Here is a 25,097-nt window from a genome sequence, read left to right as displayed (position 1 = left end):
TGGGTTAATTGCTTTAATTAACATCAATTTGTTGCTTAATTGCTAATACATTATGTGGAGCGTTAACATGACTAACGATGTCACTCATCGTTTTCAGAGTGTTGGTGATATATGCCAATGGCTGAATTTATTTGAACACCCTCTTCTTAATCCCGAGTGGGCGGATGTGCCGAATTTGGTTTCTGTGTCTGCTGATGGCTTGATTAGTATCACCATCCCGTTTGCAGCCGCTGAGCTGATTAATGAGCTTGAAGATTGGATTTCAAGCCAACAAAGCAGTGGCGCAATTGCAGCAAATGCTGCTTTTAATGTGCGCTGTAAAGTGGCAACGCTGGCGGTTGAAAACAAGCAACCTTTACGTGGTGTGAAAAACATTATCGTAGTGAGCTCTGCCAAGGGCGGGGTTGGTAAATCAACAACATCAGTTAATTTAGCTTTAGGTCTTCAGCAACAAGGGGCTAAAGTTGGATTACTTGATGCGGATATTTATGGCCCATCAGTACCAATGATGCTTGGTACTATGGATCAAAAACCACAATCACCAGATGGCAAAATGATGATGCCAATTGAGTCTTGCGGTTTATACACCAACTCGGTGGGATATTTAGTACCAGCAGAAAGTGCAACCATTTGGCGCGGTCCAATGGCATCTAAAGCCCTTGCTCAAATTATCAGTGAAACTTGGTGGCCTGATCTGGATTACCTTGTTATTGATATGCCACCGGGTACAGGTGATATTCAATTAACCTTATCCCAACAAATTCCTGTTACAGGGGCTTTAGTGGTTACTACGCCACAAGATTTAGCATTAGCCGATGCCATTAAAGGGATCAGCATGTTTAATAAAGTGGATGTGCCAGTGCTTGGTATTGTGGAGAACATGAGTTACCACATTTGTAGTAACTGTGGTCATCATGAAAATATCTTTGGTACTGGTGGTGCGGCGAAAATGGCACAAGAGTACTCAGTACCCTTGTTGGCACAGTTACCGCTTGATATTAAAGTTCGCCAAGATATTGATAATGGTAAGCCAACAGTGGCTGCATCGCCGAACTCAGAACAAGCTGCTGCGTATATTGATTTGGCAGCTTCTGTTGCTAGTCGACTTTACTGGCAGGGTAAAACCGCTGTTGAACAGATTACTATTCGTACTATGTAACAAATTTATGAGATGGGCTTCGTCCGTTTTGTAGTCAAATGTGTCAGATGTCTCATTTTTGTTGGCATCTGACATCACAACTGCTTATAATCAGGCGGTTTAATTATTTATCTCGCCACGTGATCTAACAGGTGCCTTCTGATATGTCTGAAAATTCACACCAATGCGTAATTATTGGTATTGCAGGTGCTTCTGCATCTGGTAAAAGTCTGATTGCCAGTACTGTATACAAAGAGTTAAAAGAAAAAGTAGGCGATCATCAGATCGGTGTTATTACTGAAGATTGTTACTACAACGATCAAAGCCACCTGACCATGGATGAGAGGGTCAAAACTAACTACGATCACCCAAACGCACTGGATCATGATTTACTTTGTGATCACCTAGAGCAATTGATGAAGGGTGAAGCAGTAGAAGTACCTCAGTACAGCTATAGCGAACATACTCGCATGAAAGAAACCACGCAAATGACACCAAAGAAGGTGATCATTTTAGAAGGTATCTTACTACTTACTGATCCACGCCTTCGTGAAATCATGCACGCTAGCGTATTCATGGATACACCACTTGATATCTGTTTACTACGTCGTCTACAACGTGATGTTGCAGAGCGTGGTCGTACTATGGAATCAGTATTAGTTCAGTATCAAAAGACGGTACGCCCTATGTTCATGCAATTTATTGAGCCGTCAAAACAATATGCTGATATCATCGTTCCTCGCGGTGGTAAAAACCGAATTGCAATCGACGTATTGAAAGCGCATATAGCGAAGTTATTACGTTCTTAATGTTTTATAAGGCTGGCAATTGCCAGCCTTATTTTTATCTTTGGGGAAACCCTGTTAAGATTTGCCTACACAGGTTATATTTTGTTGATATTACGTGTGTTTTGCTATTCAGGAGAAAGCTCAAATGAGACTTTGCGACAAGGATATCAAGGCGTACCTTGATGAAGGAAAGATCAGCATTGACCCACGTCCGTCAGATGACTGTATTAGTGGTTTAACGGTTGATGTGACCCTTGGTAATAAATTCCGTATTTTTAACGATCATGGTGCTCCTTTTATCGATCTTTCAGGAAAGAAAGAAGATATTGCGGCGCAGCTTGATAAAGTAATGAGTGATGAAATTGTTGTGGACGAAGAAGAAGCTTTCTTCCTTCACCCAGGACAATTAGCACTGGCTGTTACACATGAATCAGTAACACTACCTGCAAACATTGTAGGTTGGTTAGATGGTCGTTCATCATTAGCACGTTTAGGTCTAATGGTTCACGTAACAGCACACCGAATTGATCCAGGTTGGTCTGGTCGTATTGTACTTGAGTTTTATAACTCAGGTCGTTTGCCATTGGCGCTACGTCCACACATGCCAATTGGTGCACTAAGTTTTGAAACCCTATCTGGTGAAGCAGAAAAGCCGTATAACAAGCGTGTTGATGCAAAATACAAAAATCAGCAGGGTGCCGTTGCTAGTCGTATTAACGAAGACGATAAAGCAAGCTAAGTCAAAACATTAGCGAATGAAGAAATGAAAAGGCAATCCAATGGGTTGCCTTTTTTGTTGTCGATACAAGATGTTCCGTATGAAACTATCATTATAAATAGTTGTCGTAGCAAGGTGATTTACTGTTGTCGCAGTAAATAATTATCGTTCGTAGGTTTATGGATAGAAATTTTCAGTGCAGTACAACAATTGATAAGTGCTGTGGTGAAAAGAGGCGAGTATGAAAAAATTACTGTATGTGTTGCTCGGTATTATCATTGTTGTAGTACTTGGGATTGTTGCGTTAGTGACGCTAGTCAATCCAAATCAATTTAAGCCTGTTATTGCAGAGCAGGTGAAAGAACAAACTGGTCGTGATCTTGTGATCAGCGGTGATATAGGCTGGCGCTTTTTCCCAACATTAGGATTGAATGTTGGTGAAACCGCACTAAAAAACCCACAAGGCTTCGCACAACCGAATTTAATTCAGTTTAAACAAGCTGAGCTGTCTGTTGCTGTTTTACCTTTGTTATCTCACAAGTTAGATATTGGTACAGTCAGTTTGGATGGCGCACATGTTTTTGTTCAAACCCTAAAAGATGGCCGCAGTAATCTTGACGATTTAACGAAACAGTCAACGTCAACTACTCAGCAAGAAAGTACAGCAGCACCAGCGTCTAAGCCAGCAAAAGAGACAGCTTCAAAAGCTGCTGAAAAGTCATGGCAGGTATCATTAGCTGGCGTTAAATTACTGAATGCGAGTGTTGATGTCGTCAATGAGAAAACAGGTTCAAATATCGCTTTAAATAAGGTGAACTTCACCTTAGATACACTAGCGCCTAATATTTGGACTAAAGCACAATTTGATATGGCAGGTGTGGCTAATGGACTACAGTTCACCACTCAAGGTAGCACTGAGATCAATTTGTCTGCGTCATACAAGCTGTGTGAATTAAAAGATTTACAGTTATCTTTAACCGCGAAAGATGCGAAGACTGACATCAAGCATGCGCAAATTAATGTCGATCACTTTAAGTTTGGTGAATGGGCGACATTAACATTGCAGGCTGAAGGTAAATTATCTGATATTGCTTTTGCAACCAAAGGCCAGACGCAATTAAGCTTATCTTCTGATCAAAATATTTTAACACTTGAGAACTTGTCGTTAGAAAACAGCCTATCGGGTAAAACATTACCGCGCCCTAACATGCAGGTAAACCTGAAAACCAATGCGAGTTATGATGTCGCAACGAAGACTGCAACCTTATCGAAGTTCAGTGCGAATGCTGATGAGTTAGCTGTATCGGGTAATGCATCATTTGTTAATCATGATGTGCCTGTTATCCGCTTTAATTTTTCAAGTGATAAGATTGATCTTGATCGCTGGATGAATGCTGAGGCTTCAGCACCTACTGAGCAAAAGAAAGTACCAGAAACAGCATCTAACAACGCTGCACCTGCGACTTCTAGTAGTGCTGCACCCGCTAAGGCGAAAGCACCGACTGCTCCAGCTAATAAAGCAAACCACGAGCCTGATTTATCTGTATTAAAAGGGATTGATGTTGCAGGTACTATTAGTGCGAAACAATTTGTTGTTGTTCATGCTCACTTATCTGATGTGCAGTTAGCATTGTCGATTAAAAATGGTATTGCAGAGCTGAGTCAATTAAATGCCAAGCTGTATCAAGGCACAATTGCCGCATCGGGTAAATTAAACGTAAATACACCGCTGGCTACATATCAATTCCATAACCAAATCAATGGGGTCGAAATACAACCATTATTGGAAGATATTGCGGATAATAAACAATTAGCAGGTCGTGCCGATATTACGACTAATCTTTCAGGTACTGGTTTATCTGCGGCGCACTTACGTAATGGCGTTGTAGGAACCATAGATGTCAAGCTTACTGATGGTGCTGTTTATGGCGTTAATATTTCAGAGATGATCCGCAGTGCAAAAGCACGTTTGAAGGGCAAGAAATTAGCTGATGACAAGAAAGAGAAAAAAACAGATTTCTCTTCTTTAACTGCGTTACTCAAGTTAGGTCAAGGCAAGGCAACGGTTGATAACTTGCATCTTGCTTCACCGCTGATTGATATTAATGGTCGTGGTGTTACTGATTTAAATAATGAATCAATGGATTTTTCTGTCGATACTGCAATTGTTGCTAGTGGCAAAGGTCTTGATGAATTGAAAGGCATTACTGTTCCGATTAAAATAAAAGGAACATGGCAAGCGCCAACATACCAGTTAGATCTAAAGAATTTATTTAAACAAAATAGCGAATTAGAGCAGAAAGCAAAGAAAGAGCTCAATCGTGGTCTAGAAAAGTTATTTGGTGATAAAGCCAAAGATGAAAAGATCAAGAATGTTGCTGATCAGCTACTAAAAGGGCTATTTAACTGAGTTAATTGAAGATTACTCACGTTATGAATGAAAAGGTTTGCTTCATTAGGCAAGCCTTTTCTATTTTGTATGTAGTTAAATTATAAAGTAAATGGCGACTTTGTAATAAAAACAATAACGGTAGCTTATAGAGTGCTACCGATTATGTATTAAATGACGCCATAGTGAAGGACTATGATAGATAAACCAACGTCAAGCGATGAAAAGACAACGTTGATGGCAAAAGTAATGAAAGTTGTTACTTTTGTTGTAGACAAGATCAAAGCGTTTCCACCGATTGATCATTTTATTCGAGCTGCAGATCGCTTCAACGACCGCTTAGGTAGCCAGTTCGGTGCCGCCATTACCTATTTCTCGTTTTTGTCATTAATCCCAATCTTAATGGTGTTGTTTGCTGCAGCCGGTTTTATTCTTGCGTCTAATGCTTCATTGCTGAATAGCATTATCGATAAAATCGTAGCGGGAGTAACAGATCCTAGCTTAGCAACAACATTGAAAAATACTGTAAATATAGCGATTAGCCAGCGTACAACAGTAGGTTTAAGTGGTTTAGCTATTGCGCTGTATTCTGGTGTGAGTTGGATGGGTAATCTACGAGAAGCAATTCGTGCTCAAACCCGTGATGTATGGGAGCGTAAACCTGAAGATAAAGATCATTTCCTTCTGCAATACCTAAAAGATTTTGTTGGTTTGACTGGCCTGGTTGCCGCTTTGATCTTCACCGTTGTGTTAACTTCAGTAGCAGGTTCTGCTCAAGCAACCATCGTACATGCATTAGGGCTTGAAGATATTACTTGGCTACGTCCGGTGTTAACGGCAACAGCATTAACCATTTCTATCTGTGCTAACTATTTAATGTTCTTATGGATCTTCTGGATGCTGCCGAAACGTCGATTTAATCGTTGGGCACTCATGAAAGGGACGTTATTAGCTGCTGTTGGCTTTGAAGCGATTAAGTTTGCAATGACCTTTATGTTACCTAAATTAGCGAGCTCTCCATCAGGAGCTGCCTTTGGTTCAATTATAGGTTTGATGGCGTTTTTCTACTTTTTTGCACGATTAACACTATTTTGCGCCGCTTGGATTGCGACAGCGAATGAACATCGTATTACGCCGATCACTGATGAAGAATAACGACTTTATTCTGTGATGAATATAAAAAAGGATGACGCTATGTCATCCTTTTTTATTACACTCTGCAATATTGAGTTGTTTTAGAAAATGGCTGATTTGGCTAACTTGAAGACCCATTCTTGGCTCGATGAACTTACGGCGAATCATGGCATAGCTGACTGTTGCAATAGCGATGGCAATAAAGGCATTGATATTGAGTACAATTAAAACAAGGCTAACAATACCAATATAGGCGATGCTATAACCGATCACTTGGTTTTCATTATGTTGGAGATGGATGCCACAGTTCTCACAGGTAAAAGAGAGGGTATCTTGGTTGAGTGTTGGTACTGAGGTTTTATGCTGACAGCAAGGACAAGTTTTCTTCATTTTATTACCTTTAATAGACTTACAACGCCAGATATGCGAACTACATCCTTGTCTATATCAGTGGTGTCATATTACTGAAGGTAGCAGTATCGTTTGACTGAGTAATGTAAAAACTTTGTCATGGTATAGTTAACTGATTAATATATTAATAATGATTCTGTATTTATAGCAATAGTTTTTCATGCTAGATATGAAGTTAAATACAAAGGAGTGTATGTGGATTCAATAACTCAAGCTGCATTAGGGGCATCTGTTGCAGCGGTTGTGGCTGGACGTCACTGTAAGCCTAAAACATTATTGATTGGTGCTGCGTTAGGGACGTTACCTGATTTAGATGTTTTTATTGATTATGGTGATCCTATTTCAGATACGGTGAAGCATCGTGGTTTTAGCCATTCACTTTTTGTGTTGTTACCGTTCTCTTTATTACTCACAGCATTGTGGCATCACTATCGACCTACAGTATTATCATTTGGTCGATTATGGCTCTTAGTTGCCGCATGTTTGATCACACATCCATTACTTGATTCCTTTACCACTTATGGCACGCAACTGTTTTGGCCTTTAGATAACAGTATTGCGGTATCGAGTATTTTTATTATCGATCCACTCTATACATTGCCTTTGCTTATCATGCTGATAGCAAGCTTGATGTGGCGAGAGAAAATGGCAAAACTCTGTAGTATTGGACTTATCATTTCAACGACTTACTTAGCATGGTTAGTCGTTGCTTATAAGGTTATAGAGCACCGTATTGAGCAAGAGTTAAAGCACACTCCGTTAGCCAATAAGCCCATGTTTATCAGCCCAACTCCGTTTAATACGGTATTGTGGCGGTTTATTATTCTTGATGATGATAAATATTATGAGGGCTTTTCATCTTTGCTCGATCCAAAAGATGATGATGGTTACCCTATACAATGGGCGCAACGAGAGCGAGGCAGGTTACCGTTAAAGCAGCCTTCAGAGCATGTTGCAATGCTAACCAAGTTTGCTAGTGATTTTGTTCAGTATCAAACGATTGATGATCAATTAGTGGTGACAGATCTGCGGTTAGGATTAATCGAATATTTGCCATTTCGCTTTATCGTTGCCAAACAGTCACCGCAGCAAGGTTGGCAATTAATAGCACCTGTAAAAATGGAAGAGCGAAAAGTGAAACCCAAGCACCTTCCTGCATTATGGCTACGTCTATTAGGCAGCCGAGATGTGAATGCCGATCTATGCCATATCAATGAATGTCCCAGTAACACTGTTATAAAAACGTAAATATAACGTTTCTTTAACTGTTTTCTTATGTGTTGATTTAGTAATGCTAATAGGCTTTTTTCGCTGTGCGAGTCACAGAGATGAAAGCCTATTTTTTCACCTGTTTAGACTGTGATTGTTATCAATAAACACTAAGCGAAATATTGCGACCTTACCCCTAGAGATGGATTTTATATTGAATTAACAGGGAGAAGGGTAATGTTGTACCTTGAGTTTATATTCCTACTTATCGTGCTTTATGCCGGTAGTCGGTTCGGTGGTATTGGGCTTGGTGTTGTATCTGGATTAGGTTTGTTGGTGGAAGTGTTTATCTTCCGTATGCCACCAACATCACCACCGATCACCGTGATGTTGATTATTTTGGCGGTAGTGACATGCGCATCGATCCTTGAAGCCGCTGGTGGCTTAAAGTACATGTTGCAAGTTGCAGAGCGCATTCTACGTAGCAATCCAAAACGTGTGACTATCGTAGGTCCATTAGTCACTTACGTGATGACATTCATGCTAGGTACGGGTCACGCAGTGTACTCAATCATGCCAATCATTGGTGACGTGGCACTGAAAAATGGCATTCGTCCTGAGCGACCAATGTCTGCATCTTCTGTCGCATCGCAATTAGCGATCACGGCAAGTCCTATTTCTGCCGCTGTAGTGTATTACCTTGCTCAACTTTCGGGCATTAATGAATCAATCAGCCTGTTATCTATTTTGATGGTAACTGTGCCTGCGACCTTAGGCGGTACGTTATTACTGTCACTGTATAGCTTGCGTCGAGGTAAAGAACTTGCTGATGATCCTGAGTATCAACGTCGTTTAAACGATCCTGTTTGGCGCGATCAAATTCTTCATACTACTTCAACATCATTAAATGAAGAGTTACCTAAATCTGCGATGCATGCGGTGATGCTGTTTATTTTAGCGTTAATCACGATTGTCATTGTCGCGATGGTGCCGGAAATTCGCACTATTGGTGATGCAAAACCTATTTCTATGTCATTGATTATTCAAATGATGATGTTAGGTTTCGGTGGTTTAATTTTATTAGTAACGCGTACCAATGTGCAGAAAGTGCCTGAAGGTGTGGTATTTAAATCTGGTATGGTCGCGGCTATTGCTATCTTCGGTATTGCGTGGATGAGTGATACTTATTTCCAGTATGCCATGCCATCGTTTGAATCAGGCATTACGGAAATGGTTCAGCAGTATCCATGGACGTTTGCACTGGCATTATTTATTGTTTCAGTGGTCGTTAATTCACAAGCGGCAACTGCACGTATGATGTTACCTGTTGGTTTAGCAATGGGGCTAAGTCCAGCATTATTGATTGGTTTAATGCCTGCTACATACGGTTATTTCTTTATTCCTAATTACCCGTCAGACATTGCAACTGTTAACTTTGACGTAACGGGCACAACGAAAATTGGTAAATGGTACTTTAATCATAGCTTTATGATGCCTGGCTTAATTGGTGTTGTATCAGCTTGTTGTATTGGTTATGCCATTGCTCAAGTGCTTATTTAATAAGAGTTTATGACACTTTTAGAGGCATCCTATGGGCTGTCTCTTGATCACAAGTCATTGTGTTCAATAGACTTAGCTAGTTCATATCCTTCAAGGATGGTTTGTAACCTAAACCATCCTTGCCATAATGTCTTTACAGAAGCGCGACCCGTCCGCTTGGTATCTTTCCAACCACCTAACCGTGCAATACTTTTGTAAGCCCACGATATATTTGGTGCTTCTTTGGGCAGCTTTTTCTTCTCCAATTTTAACCACATAAGCTTCCACGCTTTACCTTTTAACACCCGTTCACAACAGCTACTAGATAACTCTTTAGATTCGTTCATAAATCTTAACTGGAGTAAACGAGTAGCAATAAATGCCAAAATAACACTGAGCCTTTCTAAGTTATCTTTACTTTGCATTCTCAGTTGTTCAACTTGCGTGCCTTCACTTTTCCAAACCTTGTGAAAATCTTCTATCAGCCAACGACGCTCATAATAACTGACGATGTTAAGTGCTTCCTCTTTGTTCGTTACAGGCTCTGATGTCAGTAAATGCCATGCGAGCTTGTCGTCACTCTCACCTTGCTCTATACATCCAACATAGTAGAGAGAGATATTATCGAACTCTTTTTTATTGGCGGGAGACTTAAGTGTCACGGGAGCATATTTGATGTCTAGATGAGCCGTGCGGGACTTACGACCGCCTTTTTGCGGTATTTTTAGCTCTTTGCTTCCTGCTGATAACAACTTGGAAGCGTAGTCATAAAGAAGATTATCATGCTCCTCGATACAGCGACTTTGCATTGAGCGAACGATAAATCGTTGTTGTTGCTCGTGCTTGTAAGTGAGGTACTCGAATAAATCGGCTTCTCTATCACATACAGAAATAACCTCTGACATTTTCTCGCCTAGTCGCTCTGCAACATGGCGAGATGCTTGTTCCCATTTATAACTTTCTTTTTCTTTGTATGGTCGAGTTGCGTGCTGGTGTCTTTGACCACGTTTTTCAATATCTCGGGTCCAGCGTTGTTGTTCGATTAAACCAACCACAGTGTGAGTTTCGGGAGCAAAAAGCAATGTTGAATGAACGAACATTGCTCGGTGTCGATTACCTTGATTGGAATGCCCGAGTGTATCTTGTATGCTGTGATGTGAGTAACTTAGAGAAGTGGTATCTTCCAATGCAAGCAGTGTTTGTTGCTCTAAAGCTTCTTGTGCTGTGACATAGAATACAGCTTCTGCAATATCTTCTGCTTTGATTTGGTCATTACGAATAAAGCGATAAGCCCCTTCCATATCGGCTGGGGAGATGATGAGTTTTGAGATAGGGATACCAGGTTGTTCAGCCAGAGAGGTAGCTAGAGCAACGAGTCTTTGAGTTCGTCTTGGGTCATTAAGATCGGCTTGACCGAATTGTTTTTGAGCCCAAAGAGTTGGTTCTATATAGGTCATCATAATCATCCTTATCATTGCTTAGATGATCAGATCATGAAACATAAAATTAGTTCAAAAAAATCCCCAAGCATTGGCTTAGGGATTTGTGTATAAGAGACAGCCAATCAGGTGCCTTTTTTATTATGAGTTAAATGTTCTTTATCAATCATCTGTTTGCTTGAGACGTGGATTTTCCGGCGTATCATACGGCCAGTAGTGATGACCAACACGAATAAGCACTGTTGCTGCAGCGAGAACAAAAGCTGCTAATGATAGCCAGATAATAAAGGGACCATCGAGCTCTTTCATGCCAAGGGTGATATAGCGAGCGATTGCCATAATGGCGATATAAATAGGGTATCGCACCGGAATTTTACCATTCGCAACAAATTGCTGAACCATGGCTAAAATTTCCAAATAGATAAACATTAATAGAATATCGGTAAGCAAAATCTTTCTTTCTACAATCACATGCATAAATTCATTAAACATAGCCACGACAGTAGAAAGGGTGATGCCAACTAAAAGAATGGCTTCAAGAATATGAAAAATTTTAAGAAAAGGTTTGCTAAACGCTTTAGGTAAGTGCGAAGGCATGATAGCTCCAACTAAAGGCAAGATTGGTATAAGTCTACTGCTATTATATGGAGCTATAGTTTTACGGATAGTAAATAAATGTAAAATAAGTATTAACTGTGTGATATTTAGCCATTAAAAGTATCTATCACTTTTAATGGCTGTAGCAAATTACCAATCAATACCTTTTCGTGCTTTTATACCGCTTTCAAATGCATGTTTTACGTTGCGTACTTCCGATACCGTATCTGCAATTTCAATAAGCTTACGATGGGCAGCACGGCCTGTGATGATCACCGATTGCATCGCGGGACGGTTTTCAATCGCGTGGAGCACTTCTTCTAAATCGATATAATCGTAAGTGATCATATAAGTCAGCTCATCAAGCAGCACCACATCAAGGCTTTCATCTGCAAGCATCGCTTTACACTGTTGCCATGTTTCTTGCGCTGCTTCGGTATCAGCTTGTTTATTTTGGGTTTCCCAGGTGAAGCCTGTTGCCATCACAGCAAACTGAACACCGTGTTGCTCTAGTAAGTTACGTTCACCACAATCCCATGTACCTTTGATAAATTGCCCGACACCACATTGCTGTCCATGACCGACAGCACGTGCCACCATGCCGAAGCCTGAGGTTGATTTACCTTTACCGTTACCTGTAATGATCAGCACGAGCCCTTTTTCTTCTTGGGCGGCATCAACTTTGGCATCTACTTGTTCTTTGAGTTTTTGTTGGCGAGCTTTATGACGATCATCCTTGCTCGTTGTATCTGTCATGGAAATTCCTTAAAAATGATAATGGGTCGCAATAGCTAATAATGTCAGATAGCCTGCGATTTCTGCAAGTTGTTGTGTGATATCTAAACAATCACCAGTATAACCACCAAGCTGACGTTGGAACCAATAACCGCAGCCTTGTCGTACTAGCAGAGTTATAATTGCTAACATAATGGCAATCGGCCAAGGTAATACAAGAAGAGTGAATACAGCAGTTGCTAATAATATCTATAGATCAAACATATTATTAGTTCGATAAAAGCTGTCAGTATCCTTTGCCGAATGTTTCACTATTAATTGTTTAATGCAGTTATTGTTCCAGAAAAAGTAACAGAAAGGGAGAAGGAATAAAGCAAATGAATGAAAAGATAAATAATAGATAGAAAACAGCCCACTGAGGTAGTGGGCTGATTGGTATATTAACCTAGTACGTCAGAAGCGACTTTATAGGTTGGATCTTCCAGAACATTCACTTCTACTAAGTTACCTGCTTTTTGTAGTAGCTTACGGCACTCAGGACTTAAATGGCGAATGTGGATTGTTTTATCACGGTTAGCGTAACGTTCAGCAATGGTATCAATCGCTTCGATAGCTGAGTGGTCTGCAACACGTGATTTAGCAAAGTCAATGATCACTTCTTTCGGATCATTCGGCGCATCAAACAACTCTAGGAAATGCGAAACAGAGCCAAAGAATAGTGGGCCATTTACTTGATAAACTTTTGCACCATTTTCATCAATGTAGCTTGATGCGTAGATGTGTTTTGCATGGTTCCAAGCAAACACAAGTGCAGAGTAAATCACACCGACTAATACCGCGACAGCAAGGTCAGCAATAACGGTTACACCTGTTACGAGAATAATGGTAAAGAAGTCATGCTTAGGCACTTTACGCATCATCTTAAAGCTTGCCCACTCAAATGTGCCGATCACAACCATGAACATCACACCAACAAGTGCTGCAAGTGGGATCATTTCAATAAATGATGAGCCAAATAGAATGAACAACAGTAAACCGATGGCAGCTGTGATACCTGATAAGCGACCACGGCCACCAGAGTTAATGTTGATCATTGACTGACCAATCATTGCACAACCACCCATCGCACCAAATACTGAGCATGTAATATTTGCAACACCTTGACCAACACATTCACGGTTACCTTTACCACGGGTATTAGTCATTTCATCAATTACTGTCAGGGTTAGTAGTGATTCAATTAAACCCACAGCTGCCAAAATTAATGAATATGGCAAGATGATTTTTAGAGTCTTTAGGTTAAAGCCTACATCAGGTAAAGCAAACGTTGGGAGAGAGCCAGCAAGTGTTGCATTGTTATCACCACTCATGGTGCGAACAAAATCAATTACGGTACGAGATTCTAAACCTAATACATGAACTAACGCAGTCACGGTCAGAATGGCAACAAGCGAAGAGGGTACCGCTTTGGTTAGCTTTGGTAAGAAGTGAATGATAAACATGGTTAGCGCAACTAAGCCTAACATGATGTAAAGCTGTGTGCCGTGCATCCATTCTAAGCCACCGTTAACAGAAGGTACTTTAAATTGACCTAACTGGGCTAAGAAAATAACAATCGCAAGACCATTTACAAAACCTATCATGACAGGGTGTGGCACCATGCGGATAAATTTACCGAGGCGGAAGACACCAGCAAGGATCTGCAGTAAGCCTGCAAGCATGACAGCGGCAAACAAATATTGGATTCCGTGCTCTGCAACAAGGCTGACCATTACAACGGCCATAGCGCCGATTGCACCTGAAATCATACCAGGACGACCACCTAAAATAGCAGTGACTAAGCCAACAATGAATGCAGCATAAAGACCAACCATTGGGTCTACACCTGCAACGAAGGCAAAAGCAACGGCTTCAGGCACCAATGCAAGCGCAACGGTCAAACCTGAAAGAACGTCATTTTTGACGGATTGATGTGTTTTTTGGGGAAAATCTAGCATGAGAGTTAATAATTCTTCTATTATTCGCTGTATGAAATGGGCGCATTTTGGTTAACAGAATGCTACAGAAAGTTGTTATTAGCATCAACTTTAGTTGTCTTATTACGACATTTACTCTGGTTACAAGCAAAAATTTAGAAGTATATGTAATAATCAAACAGAAAGTGCGCTGAAATTGACTCAAATTTAGAAAATAAAAAAGCCATGCAAAAGCATGGCTTTTTTGTCAGTGTTAACTTAGCGCTTAATCAAATAAAGGCTTCGTCATTGGTGCAGCAGCTCGGTTCGTTGCGGTTTGGCTACTGCCTGGGCGTGCGTTTGCAAGCTCACGTAATGGTGCCGCTTCAACGATAGTCGCTACAATCTTCTCTTCTGGTGCTGGCGCTTTAGCCATACCAGATACCGCATGGAAACCCCGAGGAGAAGTTGCCATAACCGCAGCTTTAGTTGCAAGCTCAACAACGTTGTTGTTTGCTTTTTCAACAGGTGCTGTAGGTTCAACTGCTTCTGGTTCAATAACTTCAGGCTCAGCCACTACCGCTTCAACAACTTCTGATTGTTTAACAATAGTAGGAGTTGGCTCTTCTGTTACTGTTTCAGTCGCCACTGTCTCTGCTACTTCAACCGCTGCAGGATCAGCCTTAAAGCGAGGGAATACTTTGCCCATCGCCATTTCAGGCATTGCAACACCAGAAAGTTGAGGGCGCTGTGCTTCTTTTACTTCAGCTTTAGGCTCTACAACAGGCGTGTTGATAATGATGTCGTTAACTTCTACTTCATCAATGATCTCAGCTTCAACACGTGGTGCTTCTGGTGTTTGCTCTACTGCTTTTTCTACAACAGGCGCTTCAATAGAAGGTTTGATACGAGACCAAACTTTGCCCATTGCCATTTCAGGCGATGCTACGCCAGTTGCTGGGCGAGCCGCTTTTGGTTTCTCAACAATTGAAACCACATTCACCATATCGCTGATTGAATCAGTGGCATCAACAACAGCATGCTCTACAGTATCAGCAACCTTGTTTTCTACTGGCGCTTCAGCGTTTGCAAACTCAGGTTTTTCAACACGAGTATCACGCATACGGCGACGGCGCTGACCGCTTGCACGAAGGTGACGAGGTGAACGACGGTTACGACGTTGAGTACATTCTTGCTCAGTATTTTCACCTTGCTCGTTTGCAGTAGTAGGCTCTTGCTCAGGTTGGCTTTGTGCCTCTTTAGCAATGCTTGTACCTAGTGCCATTAGTGGAGAAGGTGTTTTTTCTACGGTGGCTTCAACGTTTTCAACAACATTTTGCTGCTCAACACGCGTTTCTACTTCATCGGTAATACGTACTTTTTTACGTAATTGACGACGTTGACGACGTTGACGACGTTGTTTCACCTTAACGGCTTTCTCTTCGTTGTCACGTTGCGTATCTGCAGTGTTTTGAGCCGCTGCTTTTTGCTCATTTTGTTGCTGGCGTTGTTGCTTTTGAGCTTGAATTTCTTCTTTACGAGCTTGGCGTTTTTGCTCTTTCGCCTCGTCGTTATTACGGTTTTGGCGAGGTGCTTTTGCTGCCTTATCGTTTTGCTGCTGACGGTCTTGACGGTTTTTGTCATTACGGTCGTTGCGACGACGATTCTGGCGTTGCTCGTTATTACGCTCTTGGCGATCACCGTTATTATCTACGTCGTTGTCTTGACGATTGTTACGGCGATTGTCTTGGCGATTATTATTGCGACGGTTGTCGTTACGGTCATTACGACGGTTATTGTTACGACGGTTGTTGTTGCGGTTATTGTCTTGCTCTGGCTTCGCTTCTACTTGCTTCTCTTGCTGTGGCTCTGCACTGCCAGAGAAAAAAGAGGCTAAAGCAGTAAAGAAGCGGCTTAGTAAACCAGGCTTTTGTGCTGTTGCAGGCTTAGTTGTTGCTGCAGTTGCAGGCTTAGCTGCTGGTTTTGCCACTGGTGCTGGTTGTTTTGGCGCAGTGAAACCTTGAAGTACCGGCTCTTCACGTTTCTTAACGATACGCTCAGGCTGTGGTGATTCAATTGCTTCAGCTTCCTTCATTGCTTCTAGTGCTTTCGGGATGTGGTAAGAAAGCGTATCTTGCTCTTCACCTTCACGAATACGTAGCACTTCGAAATGCGGCGTTTCCATATCAGAATTCGGAACGATAATAACACGAACACCGTGGTATTTTTCAATGTGTTGTACTGAACGACGTTTTTCGTTTAGGAGGTAAGAGGCAACAGGTACAGGTACAATCGCTAGTACTTGTGAGCTGTTATCTTTCAGTGCTTCTTCTTCGATCAGACGTAGGATTGAAAGTGATAGTGATTCATTATCACGAACAACACCAGTACCTGTACAACGAGGACAAACGTGATGGCTTGCTTCTGCAAGAGAAGGGCTTAGACGTTGACGCGACATTTCAAGTAGACCGAAACGAGAAATACGGCCGATTTGAACGCGTGCACGGTCCATACGAACAGCTTCACGTAAACGGTTTTCAACTTCACGCTGATGGCGTACAGGTGTCATATCAATGAAGTCGATAACAACAAGACCACCTAAGTCACGTAAACGTAATTGACGTGCAATTTCATCTGCGGCTTCTAGGTTAGTTTGCAGTGCTGTTTCTTCAATATCGCCGCCCTTTGTTGCGCGAGCAGAGTTGATATCGATAGACGTTAACGCTTCTGTTGGGTCAATAACAACAGAACCACCTGAAGGTAAACGAACTTCGCGCTGGAACGCTGAGTCGATTTGGCTTTCGATTTGGTAGTGGCTAAATAGTGGTACTTCGCCTTCGTAACGTTTAACACGAGATAAGAAATCAGGGCGAACTAATTTAATATGATCACGTGCACGGTCGAAGATTTTCGGGCTATCGATCAGAATTTCACCGATGTCACGGCGTAAATAATCACGAATAGCACGTGCAATAACGTTACTTTCTTGGTGAATTAGAAACGGTGCAGGTTGAGAATCTGCTGCTTCTTTTACTGCGTTCCAGTGGTTAAGTAGAACGTTTAAATCCCACTCTAATTCTTCACCTGATTTGCCTACGCCTGCAGTACGAACAATTAGCCCCATACCTTGTGGTAGCTCTAACGTGCTTAGTGCTGCTTTAAGTTGGGTGCGCTCTTCACCTTCGATACGACGAGAAATACCGCCAGCACGAGGGTTGTTAGGCATTAGAACAAGGTAACTACCAGCTAAAGAAATGAAAGTAGTAAGGGCTGCGCCTTTGTTTCCGCGTTCTTCTTTATCGACTTGAACGATAACTTCTTGGCCTTCTTTTAGGACTTCCTTGATGTTAGGGCGACCTTGGTAAGAATAGTTGGCAGGGAAATAATCTTTCGCGATTTCTTTAAGAGGAAGGAAACCATGACGCTCTGCACCATAGTCAACGAACGCTGCTTCCAGACTTGGTTCGATGCGAGTGATGCGGCCTTTGTAGATATTTGCTTTTTTAGATTCGTGACCTGGGCTTTCGATATCAAGATCAAACAGCTTTTAGTCATCAACTAATGCGACGCGCAACTCTTCCTTCTGAGTTGCGTTAATCAACATTCTTTTCATTATATTGTACTCATTTATTGTCGTTGTATTAGTACGCTAGTTACATCTGTTTTTTGATGGCGCCGGACTCCAAGACTGATTGTACGGTTGCAACCTCACGGTTGGAAATTCAGGAGTGCTCTTTAGCCACACTTATCAGCCAACTGCATGTGAGATGGTTAGATCTGAAATATACAGCTGGTATCACCACATTGACGTGGTTGTATCTGTCACATCAAAAAAAAGTGTAATTTGACGTACTAAAAAAAACTCTGATAACCCTAACGTCTTACGCCATCTGCTGCGTTTATTATCTGAGTTGTATAAAAAATAGCCATAAAGGTGAGTTCATGCTCGCCTTGTCAGTGAAATAGGCAAAAAAACCTACCTCAGCACACAATGATAGCAGGCTCACTTTTTTGCGGCAATCTGCTTTATTTGCGTGATACAATCAGACTCATGACAGAAGATAAACCTAAAGTGCAATTCATCGACATTAACGATGACTTTGCAGGCCAGCGGATTGATAATTTTCTCCGCGCAAGGCTTAAAAACGTACCCAAAAGCATGATTTACCGCATTTTGCGCAAAGGCGAGGTGCGAGTAAACAAAAAACGTATTAAACCTGAATATAAATTGCAGGATGGTGATCTAGTACGCGTACCGCCAATTTTTGTTCCTGAGAAAGAAGAACAAGAGCAGGTGAGCACTAAATTAAACAAAGTCGCAGAATTAGAGCATTGCATCATTTATGAAGATGATCACATGCTGATTCTAAATAAACCATCAGGAACAGCTGTTCACGGCGGTAGTGGCTTAAAGTTTGGTGCGATTGAAGCATTACGAGCATTACGTCCCGATGCACGTTTCTTGGAGCTGGTTCACCGTATTGACCGAGATACTTCTGGTATTTTACTGGTGGCGAAGAAACGTTCTGCGCTGCGCAAACTGCAAGAGCAATTTAGAAATAAAACGGTGCAGAAATATTACTTTGCCTTAGTGATGGGAGAATGGAAGGCAAGCTGCAAGAAAGTCACTGCGCCACTGTTGAAAAATGAAGTGAATAGTATCGTACGCGTTAACCCACAAGGTAAGCCGTCTGATACACGCTTTAAAGTATTAGAGCGTTTCCCTCAGGCGACATTAGTACAAGCAAGCCCTGTGACAGGCCGTACGCACCAGATCCGTGTGCATTGCCAATATGAAGGTCACCCAATTGCTTGGGATGATCGTTATGGTGATCCACGATTTGATGCTTACACAAAGAAAACAGGATTAGGACGTTTATTCCTACATGCGGCGAATATCAAATTTACTCACCCGAATACGGATGAAACAATGGATATTAGCGCGCCAATGGAGCCTGTACTTGAGCGCTGTCTAGCAAAATTGCGTCAAATGTAAAACAAGAAGGCGAGCTACAATGCTCGCCTTTTTATTATCTGAACGAGACTTGTCTCTTACAAAACAGAGATACCTTCATTGGCTAACATTTCAGTCAGTGCAATCAAAGGTAACCCAACTAAGGTATTGGGATCGCGACCTTCCAACTTATCGAATAGAGCAATGCCTAAGCCTTCGCTCTTAAAACTACCTGCGCAATACAGTGGTTGCTCTTTTTCTACATAGTTTTGAATTTGCTGTTCGGTTAGAGATTTAAAGTGAACATGAAAAGGCTCACATATTACTTGCGCTTGATTTGTTTTTGCGTTGTATAAACAAAGCCCAGTATAAAAGGTAATGGTTTTGCCACTGGCTGCTTTGAGCTGTAAGCATGCATTTTCAACTGTGTGCGGTTTGCCTAAAATCTTGCCATCAATGACACAGACTTGATCTGAACCGATGATTACATGTTCAGGGTAACGACTAGCACATGCCTTTGCTTTTAGTTCGGCAAGGCGACATACCAAGTCTTGCGCTGATTCATTATCTAGTATGGTTTCATCCGTTTGTGGATCTGCGGTTTCAAATGGCAGCGATAATTTTTCTAATAATGCTTTACGAAATGGGGAAGTAGAAGCAAGCAATAATGGTTGTGTCATAAGCTTAGGATACAAATGATTAGGATTGAGATTAACGCTATCATAGCTGAATTCAAAAGCTTTAGGCGGTATCTTTTGTATCCGAAGTTGTTGTGCTGTGATCACTGAGAGTTTGTTGTCTCTGCTTACGTTTCGGTGTATGTTCGCGAACATAATTCGGTGATGCTGATTTTTGTTAAATTTGTGACAATGTATAAGTCCGGTTTTAAAGCAGATTACGCTGACATTTGGCTATCCTTTAAGCAAAGGTGAGTGTTATTTCATCGATTATAATGATGTCATCAAGTGGTTGAGTGGCAGACATTTATAATTTTATTACTGAGATGTGCTGTATAAGCGTTTTGTAATTTTCATCACAGCATGAGAATTGGTCAAAAGCTGTTAATTCACACACATTTCCTTTGACTCAAACAGACTATAAGGCTAATATTCGCGCCCTATGCAAAAGGTAAAATTGCCGCTAACGGTAGATCCGGTTCGCGCAGCACAAAAAAGACTCGACTATGATGGCATCATCAAAGCCGAGATTTTGTCTCGTTTAGCTGAATCAACCCAGAGCGTAATAAGTGATGCAAACGTCAACTTGTCTTTTGACCTTGACCAACGTCGTATCCCTTTCATCAGCGGTGTCGCCGATGTAGACGTGATGTTGACCTGTCAGCGATGTCAGGGAGAGTTTCCACATCATATTCATGTGGAATTCTGTTATAGTCCGGTTCGCAACGAAGAAGCCGTAGATGAGTTACCGGAAGCCTATGAGCAGGCTATTGTCGACGAAAATGGCGAGATCAACTTGATTCAACTCGTTGAAGACGAATTGATTCTGGAATTACCACAAGTCGCAATGCACGACGATGCTGATTGTAATATCGGCTCGAAAAACATGTCTTTTGGTGAGATCCCCGTTGCTGATGAGCGTCCGAATCCGTTTGCAGTATTGAAAAATCTTAAGAGTTAAATTTAACAGGAGTAGGGTTAATGGCCGTACAAAAGAGCAAAAAATCACGTGCAGCACGTGGTATGCGTCGTTCACACGATGCGCTAACTACAGCAGCAGTTTCTGTAGATAAAGCATCTGGTGAAACTCACCTACGTCACCACGTGACAGCTGACGGTTTCTACCGTGGCCGCAAGGTTATCAACAAGTAAGGTTGAACCTTGATGGGTCTTACCGTTGCACTTGATGCAATGGGCGGGGATTTCGGTCCTCAAGTAACAGTGCCTGCCGCCGTGCAGGCACTGTTGCATTCGCCTGAGCTCAAACTTATTCTCTTTGGTGATCTGAGTGCAATCACAGCACAACTAACTCTCCTCAATAAGCTAAATCATCCTCGGCTATCTATCGTGCATTGCGATAGCGTCATTGCCAACGAAACACGACCATCACAAGCTCTTCGTCATAGCAAAGGTTCATCCATGCGTATGGCTCTAGATGCGGTGGCAAGTGGTCAAGCTGATGCTTGTGTTAGTGCCAGTAATACAGGTGCGCTAATGGCACTTTCTCGTTATGTGTTAAAGCAATTACCTGGCGTTGAACGACCTGCATTAATCTCTGCTATTCCTAATCGTGGTGAACATCCTACATGGTTGCTTGATCTAGGGGCTAACGTCTCTTGTGATTCAGATACTTTATTCCAATTTGCCGTGATGGGATCTGTATTGGCGGAACAATCATTAGGCGAAAAACCGCGTGTGGCTTTGCTAAATATTGGTGAAGAAGAGATCAAAGGTAATGATTTGGTCAAACGTTGTGCAGAGATGTTGATCCAATCTCCTGATATTAATTATGTTGGTTACGTTGAAGGACATCAGCTTTATTCCGATAAAGCGGATGTGATCGTGTGTGATGGTTTCGTCGGTAATGTGAGTTTGAAGACCAGTGAAGGGGTCGCAAATTTATTTATTGAACGAATAAAACACGCCATTGGTCGTAACCCCGTTCGACGTATTATTGCTAAATGGCTGTTTAGTGAGCTATTTGATGGTTTACAACAGTTGAACCCCGACCAGTATAACGGTGCAAGTCTGTTAGGATTGCGCGGTATTGTGGTGAAAAGCCATGGAAGTGCTGATACTGTCGCTTTTGCCAACGCGATAAGCGAAGCGGTTTACGAAGTTAAACGACAGATACCGAACAAAATCAGTGACCGTTTAGAAGAGGTCCTACTCGAGAGGCACTATTAGTCTTCATGTATAGCAAAATTCTAGGAACAGGCAGCTACCTGCCGCAACAAGTACGCTCTAATGCGGACTTAGAAAAAATGGTAGAAACAAGTGATGAGTGGATCGTAGCACGAACAGGTATTCGTGAGCGCCGTATTTCATCTGAAGATGAAACTGTTGCAGTAATGGGCTACCAAGCATCATTAAAAGCAATTGAAATGGCGGGCATTGATAAAGAAGATATCGATCTGATTATCGTTGCAACGTCGAGTGCAAGTCACACATTTCCATCAGCAGCTTGCCAAGTGCAAGGCATGTTAGATATTAAAGGCTGTCCTGCATTTGACTTATCTGCGGCATGTACTGGTTTTGTTTACGCGTTAAGTGTTGCAGATCAGCATATTAAAACAGGTATGGCAAAAAATGTGTTAGTGATCGGTTCTGATGCATTATCTCATTGCTGTGATCCTGAAGATCGCTCAACCATCATTTTATTTGGTGATGCTGCAGGTGCTGTTGTTATTGGCGCAAGTGAAGAGCCAGGTATTATTTCAACGCATTTATATGCGGATGGCCATTTTGGTGGTTTATTAAGCCTTGCTGTTCCTGAACATGGTAAAGACTTTGATCCAAATAAGTGGCTTTACATGGCAGGTAACGAAGTATTTAAAGTGGCGGTAACACAGTTATCGAACTTAGTAAAAAGTACGCTTGCTGAAAATAACATGGATAAGTCAGAGTTAGATTGGCTTGTACCTCACCAAGCGAATATGCGTATTATCTCAGCGACAGCGAAAAAATTATCAATGTCGATGGATCAAGTTGTAGTGACGCTTGATCGTCATGGTAATACGTCAGCAGCAACAGTCCCAACAGCATTAGATGAAGCGGTACGTGATGGCCGTATTCAACGAGGCCAAACTTTATTATTAGAAGCGTTTGGTGGCGGTTTCACTTGGGGTTCAGCATTGGTGAAGTTTTAATCTAGTAAGATAAAACCTTCCAAATAGCTAAATTGCATCTATTTTTTAGTGCATTAAAACTAGTAAGCGATATATTAGTTTTAATGCATATTAATCGACTAATGACTAGTCAATAAAGAAGGATTCTCGAATGTCTAAGTTCGCGATTGTTTTCCCAGGTCAGGGCTCTCAAACCGTTGGTATGCTAGCTGAGTTAGCAGAACAATTTGATGTGGTTAAAGAAACGTTCTCTGAGGCATCTGATGCGCTAGGTTACGATCTTTGGGCACTAGTTCAAAACGGCCCAGCGGAAGATTTAAACCAAACTCAACGCACTCAACCTGCATTGTTAACAGCATCTGTTGCAATTTGGCGTGTATGGCAACAACAAGGTGGTGAGCAACCAACTGTTCTTGCAGGTCACAGCCTAGGTGAATACTCAGCACTAGTATGTGCTGGCGTTATCGATTTTAAAGCTGCAGTTAAACTGGTTGAGCTACGTGGTCAACTTATGCAAGAAGCAGTACCAGCAGGTGTTGGTGCTATGTCTGCAATTATCGGCCTTGATAACGATGCAATTGCGAAAGCATGTGAGGAAGCAGCACAAGGTGAAGTTTGTTCTCCTGTGAACTTCAACTCACCAGGTCAAGTTGTTATTGCAGGTAATAAAGAAGCTGTAGAGCGTGCAAACGTTTTATGTAAAGAAGCAGGCGCTAAGCGTGCATTGCCTCTTCCGGTTTCTGTGCCATCTCACTGTGCATTGATGAAGCCAGCAGCAGATAAACTAGCAGTAGCACTAGAATCTATCGAATTTAACGCACCATCTGTATCTGTTATTAATAACGCAGATGTGGCGACGGAAACTGATCCAGCAGCGATTAAGCTTGCGCTTGTTAAACAACTATATAGCCCAGTACGTTGGACTGAATCTGTAGAGCGTATGGCTGCTGAAGGTATCGAAGAGTTACTTGAAATGGGGCCTGGTAAAGTGCTTACTGGCCTAACTAAGCGTATTGATCGTGCACTTGGCGGTGCTGCAGTTAATGACGTTGCTTCATTAGAAGCAGCAATGGCTAAGTAATCATTCAGCTTTAAAGAGGAATAATAATGAGCCTGGAAGGTAAAGTTGCACTAGTTACAGGTGCAAGCCGTGGTATTGGTCGTGCTATTGCTGAAATTCTAGCAGAGCGTGGCGCAACGGTAATCGGTACTGCAACCTCTGAAAGTGGTGCAGAAGCTATCAGTGCATATCTTGGTGATAAAGGTAAAGGCCTTGCGTTAAACGTAACCTCTCCTGAATCAATTGAATCTGTTCTTGCGCAAATTAAAGCGGATTTTGGCGATGTTGACATTCTGGTGAATAACGCTGGTATCACACGTGATAATCTACTGATGCGTATGAAAGACGATGAGTGGCAAGATATTCTTGATACCAACTTAACATCGATCTTCCGTCTATCTAAAGCAGTACTACGTGCAATGATGAAAAAGCGCAATGGTCGTATCATCAGCATTGGTTCTGTGGTAGGCACTATGGGTAATGCGGGTCAAACGAACTACGCAGCTGCTAAAGCTGGCCTATTAGGTTTCACTAAATCAATGGCACGTGAAGTGGCTTCTCGTGGTATTACAGTGAATGCAGTTGCGCCTGGTTTTATCGAAACAGATATGACTAAAGCACTTAACGATGACCAACGTGCAGCAACGCTTGCAAACGTACCTGCTGGTCGCCTAGGTGAACCGCGTGAAATTGCAGCAGCTGTTGCATTTTTAGCCTCTGATGACGCAGCTTACGTAACGGGCGAAACTTTGCACGTTAACGGCGGTATGTACATGATTTAAGCAAAAGATTTGCAATACTTGATGACGCACGTCAAACTGGTTGGGTTTTATGATAAAATCGTGGTTTGACCAGCACTATGAGTGTTGCAACTTTTGTCGTAATGAATAAACTACAGCAAATCGCATTAGCGAATTCTTGTTAAGGAAATATATTAGTATGAGCAACATCGAAGAACGCGTAAAAAAAATCATCGTTGAGCAACTAGGCGTAGACGAAGCAGAAGTTAAGAACGAAGCATCTTTCGTTGACGATCTAGGTGCAGACTCACTAGATACAGTTGAACTAGTAATGGCTCTTGAAGAAGAATTCGATACAGAGATTCCAGACGAAGAAGCTGAAAAAATTACTACTGTTCAAGCTGCAATCGACTACGTTAACAGCGCACAGTAATAACGAACACCTCCAGGCGGTCTTCATGACCGCCTGATTTTTTTATACTACCT

At 41.8% G+C, this 25,097-nt stretch carries 23 protein-coding genes; 15 read left to right on the top strand and 8 right to left on the bottom strand.

What is annotated here, in order from left to right:
- The first annotated feature begins 67 nt into the window (after positions 1–67).
- From apbC to yhjD, 5 genes are all read left to right on the top strand, one after another.
- On the top strand, positions 68–1,159 hold the full coding sequence (gene apbC, locus Q7674_RS17030; protein ID WP_045066251.1) for an iron-sulfur cluster carrier protein ApbC: 1,092 nt from the start codon (positions 68–70) through the stop codon (positions 1,157–1,159).
- A gap of 143 nt (positions 1,160–1,302) precedes the next feature.
- The gene (udk, locus tag Q7674_RS17025; RefSeq protein WP_008987508.1) at positions 1,303–1,947 is read left to right on the top strand and encodes a uridine kinase; all 645 of its coding nucleotides are present in this window, start codon (positions 1,303–1,305) and stop codon (positions 1,945–1,947) included.
- A gap of 124 nt (positions 1,948–2,071) precedes the next feature.
- A complete protein-coding gene (dcd, locus tag Q7674_RS17020) occupies positions 2,072–2,665 on the top strand; it encodes a dCTP deaminase (protein ID WP_305422920.1) in 594 nt (197 codons plus the stop codon).
- Positions 2,666–2,885: 220 nt separating this feature from the next.
- Complete coding sequence (locus tag Q7674_RS17015; RefSeq protein WP_045066253.1) at positions 2,886–5,054, top strand: AsmA family protein; 2,169 nt, start codon at positions 2,886–2,888, stop codon at positions 5,052–5,054.
- A 174-nt stretch (positions 5,055–5,228) separates the two neighbouring features.
- Complete coding sequence (gene yhjD / locus Q7674_RS17010; RefSeq protein ID WP_045066255.1) at positions 5,229–6,188, top strand: inner membrane protein YhjD; 960 nt, start codon at positions 5,229–5,231, stop codon at positions 6,186–6,188.
- A 42-nt stretch (positions 6,189–6,230) separates the two neighbouring features.
- Here the strand turns inward: yhjD and Q7674_RS17005 are convergent, their stop codons facing one another.
- Positions 6,231–6,557 (bottom strand): hypothetical protein, encoded by a 327-nt coding sequence (locus Q7674_RS17005; RefSeq protein ID WP_045066256.1) that lies wholly within the window; start codon positions 6,555–6,557, stop codon positions 6,231–6,233.
- Positions 6,558–6,773: 216 nt separating this feature from the next.
- Here Q7674_RS17005 and Q7674_RS17000 point away from each other — a divergent pair, with 216 nt between their 5' ends.
- Positions 6,774–7,826: a metal-dependent hydrolase gene (locus tag Q7674_RS17000; protein ID WP_107229733.1), complete on the top strand. Its 1,053-nt coding sequence runs from the start codon at positions 6,774–6,776 to the stop codon at positions 7,824–7,826.
- Positions 7,827–8,024: 198 nt separating this feature from the next.
- Positions 8,025–9,347, top strand: a complete 1,323-nt coding sequence (locus Q7674_RS16995) for an anaerobic C4-dicarboxylate transporter (RefSeq protein WP_045066258.1) — start codon at positions 8,025–8,027, stop codon at positions 9,345–9,347.
- 47 nt (positions 9,348–9,394) lie between these two features.
- On the opposite strand, the gene Q7674_RS16990 is transcribed toward Q7674_RS16995, so the two are convergent.
- From Q7674_RS16990 to rne, 6 genes are all read right to left on the bottom strand, one after another.
- Positions 9,395–10,783 (bottom strand): IS4 family transposase, encoded by a 1,389-nt coding sequence (locus Q7674_RS16990; RefSeq protein ID WP_305424153.1) that lies wholly within the window; start codon positions 10,781–10,783, stop codon positions 9,395–9,397.
- A 144-nt stretch (positions 10,784–10,927) separates the two neighbouring features.
- Entirely contained in the window at positions 10,928–11,362 is a 435-nt protein-coding gene (locus Q7674_RS16985; protein ID WP_008987499.1) for a phosphate-starvation-inducible protein PsiE, read from the bottom strand.
- Positions 11,363–11,512: 150 nt separating this feature from the next.
- Positions 11,513–12,118: a cob(I)yrinic acid a,c-diamide adenosyltransferase gene (gene cobO / locus Q7674_RS16980; RefSeq protein WP_045065433.1), complete on the bottom strand. Its 606-nt coding sequence runs from the start codon at positions 12,116–12,118 to the stop codon at positions 11,513–11,515.
- Positions 12,119–12,127: 9 nt separating this feature from the next.
- The gene (locus Q7674_RS16975; protein ID WP_237156794.1) at positions 12,128–12,289 is read right to left on the bottom strand and encodes an adenosylcobinamide-GDP ribazoletransferase; all 162 of its coding nucleotides are present in this window, start codon (positions 12,287–12,289) and stop codon (positions 12,128–12,130) included.
- Positions 12,290–12,537: 248 nt separating this feature from the next.
- Entirely contained in the window at positions 12,538–14,094 is a 1,557-nt protein-coding gene (locus Q7674_RS16970) for a SulP family inorganic anion transporter (RefSeq protein WP_305422914.1), read from the bottom strand.
- A 244-nt stretch (positions 14,095–14,338) separates the two neighbouring features.
- Entirely contained in the window at positions 14,339–17,596 is a 3,258-nt protein-coding gene (rne, locus tag Q7674_RS16965) for a ribonuclease E (RefSeq protein ID WP_305424151.1), read from the bottom strand.
- Positions 17,597–18,103: 507 nt separating this feature from the next.
- Here rne and rluC point away from each other — a divergent pair.
- Positions 18,104–19,048, top strand: coding sequence for a 23S rRNA pseudouridine(955/2504/2580) synthase RluC (gene rluC / locus Q7674_RS16960; RefSeq protein WP_045065428.1), 945 nt, complete (start codon positions 18,104–18,106; stop codon positions 19,046–19,048).
- Between the two features lie 56 nt (positions 19,049–19,104).
- Here the strand turns inward: rluC and Q7674_RS16955 are convergent, their stop codons facing one another.
- The gene (locus tag Q7674_RS16955) at positions 19,105–19,686 is read right to left on the bottom strand and encodes a Maf family protein (protein ID WP_008987492.1); all 582 of its coding nucleotides are present in this window, start codon (positions 19,684–19,686) and stop codon (positions 19,105–19,107) included.
- Positions 19,687–20,125: 439 nt separating this feature from the next.
- Here Q7674_RS16955 and yceD point away from each other — a divergent pair, with 439 nt between their 5' ends.
- The 7 genes from yceD to acpP all read left to right on the top strand — a co-directional run bounded on the left by yceD (position 20,126) and on the right by acpP (position 25,044).
- Positions 20,126–20,644, top strand: a complete 519-nt coding sequence (gene yceD, locus Q7674_RS16950; RefSeq protein WP_305422912.1) for a 23S rRNA accumulation protein YceD — start codon at positions 20,126–20,128, stop codon at positions 20,642–20,644.
- 20 nt (positions 20,645–20,664) lie between these two features.
- Positions 20,665–20,835, top strand: coding sequence for a 50S ribosomal protein L32 (rpmF, locus tag Q7674_RS16945; protein ID WP_005368719.1), 171 nt, complete (start codon positions 20,665–20,667; stop codon positions 20,833–20,835).
- A gap of 9 nt (positions 20,836–20,844) precedes the next feature.
- Complete coding sequence (gene plsX, locus Q7674_RS16940; RefSeq protein ID WP_305422910.1) at positions 20,845–21,870, top strand: phosphate acyltransferase PlsX; 1,026 nt, start codon at positions 20,845–20,847, stop codon at positions 21,868–21,870.
- Between the two features lie 5 nt (positions 21,871–21,875).
- A complete protein-coding gene (locus Q7674_RS16935) occupies positions 21,876–22,832 on the top strand; it encodes a beta-ketoacyl-ACP synthase III (protein WP_008987489.1) in 957 nt (318 codons plus the stop codon).
- A gap of 130 nt (positions 22,833–22,962) precedes the next feature.
- Entirely contained in the window at positions 22,963–23,892 is a 930-nt protein-coding gene (fabD, locus tag Q7674_RS16930; protein WP_045065423.1) for an ACP S-malonyltransferase, read from the top strand.
- Positions 23,893–23,918: 26 nt separating this feature from the next.
- A complete protein-coding gene (gene fabG / locus Q7674_RS16925; protein ID WP_045065422.1) occupies positions 23,919–24,653 on the top strand; it encodes a 3-oxoacyl-ACP reductase FabG in 735 nt (244 codons plus the stop codon).
- Between the two features lie 157 nt (positions 24,654–24,810).
- Positions 24,811–25,044, top strand: coding sequence for an acyl carrier protein (acpP, locus tag Q7674_RS16920; protein ID WP_004406112.1), 234 nt, complete (start codon positions 24,811–24,813; stop codon positions 25,042–25,044).
- Positions 25,045–25,097 lie beyond the last annotated feature (53 nt).

It is taken from the genome of Photobacterium leiognathi (assembly GCF_030685535.1).
Taxonomy (GTDB): Bacteria; Pseudomonadota; Gammaproteobacteria; order Enterobacterales; family Vibrionaceae; genus Photobacterium; species Photobacterium leiognathi.
The sequence above is the reverse complement of the archived record's forward strand: the minus strand, read 5'-3'. Positions and strand labels throughout refer to the sequence as shown.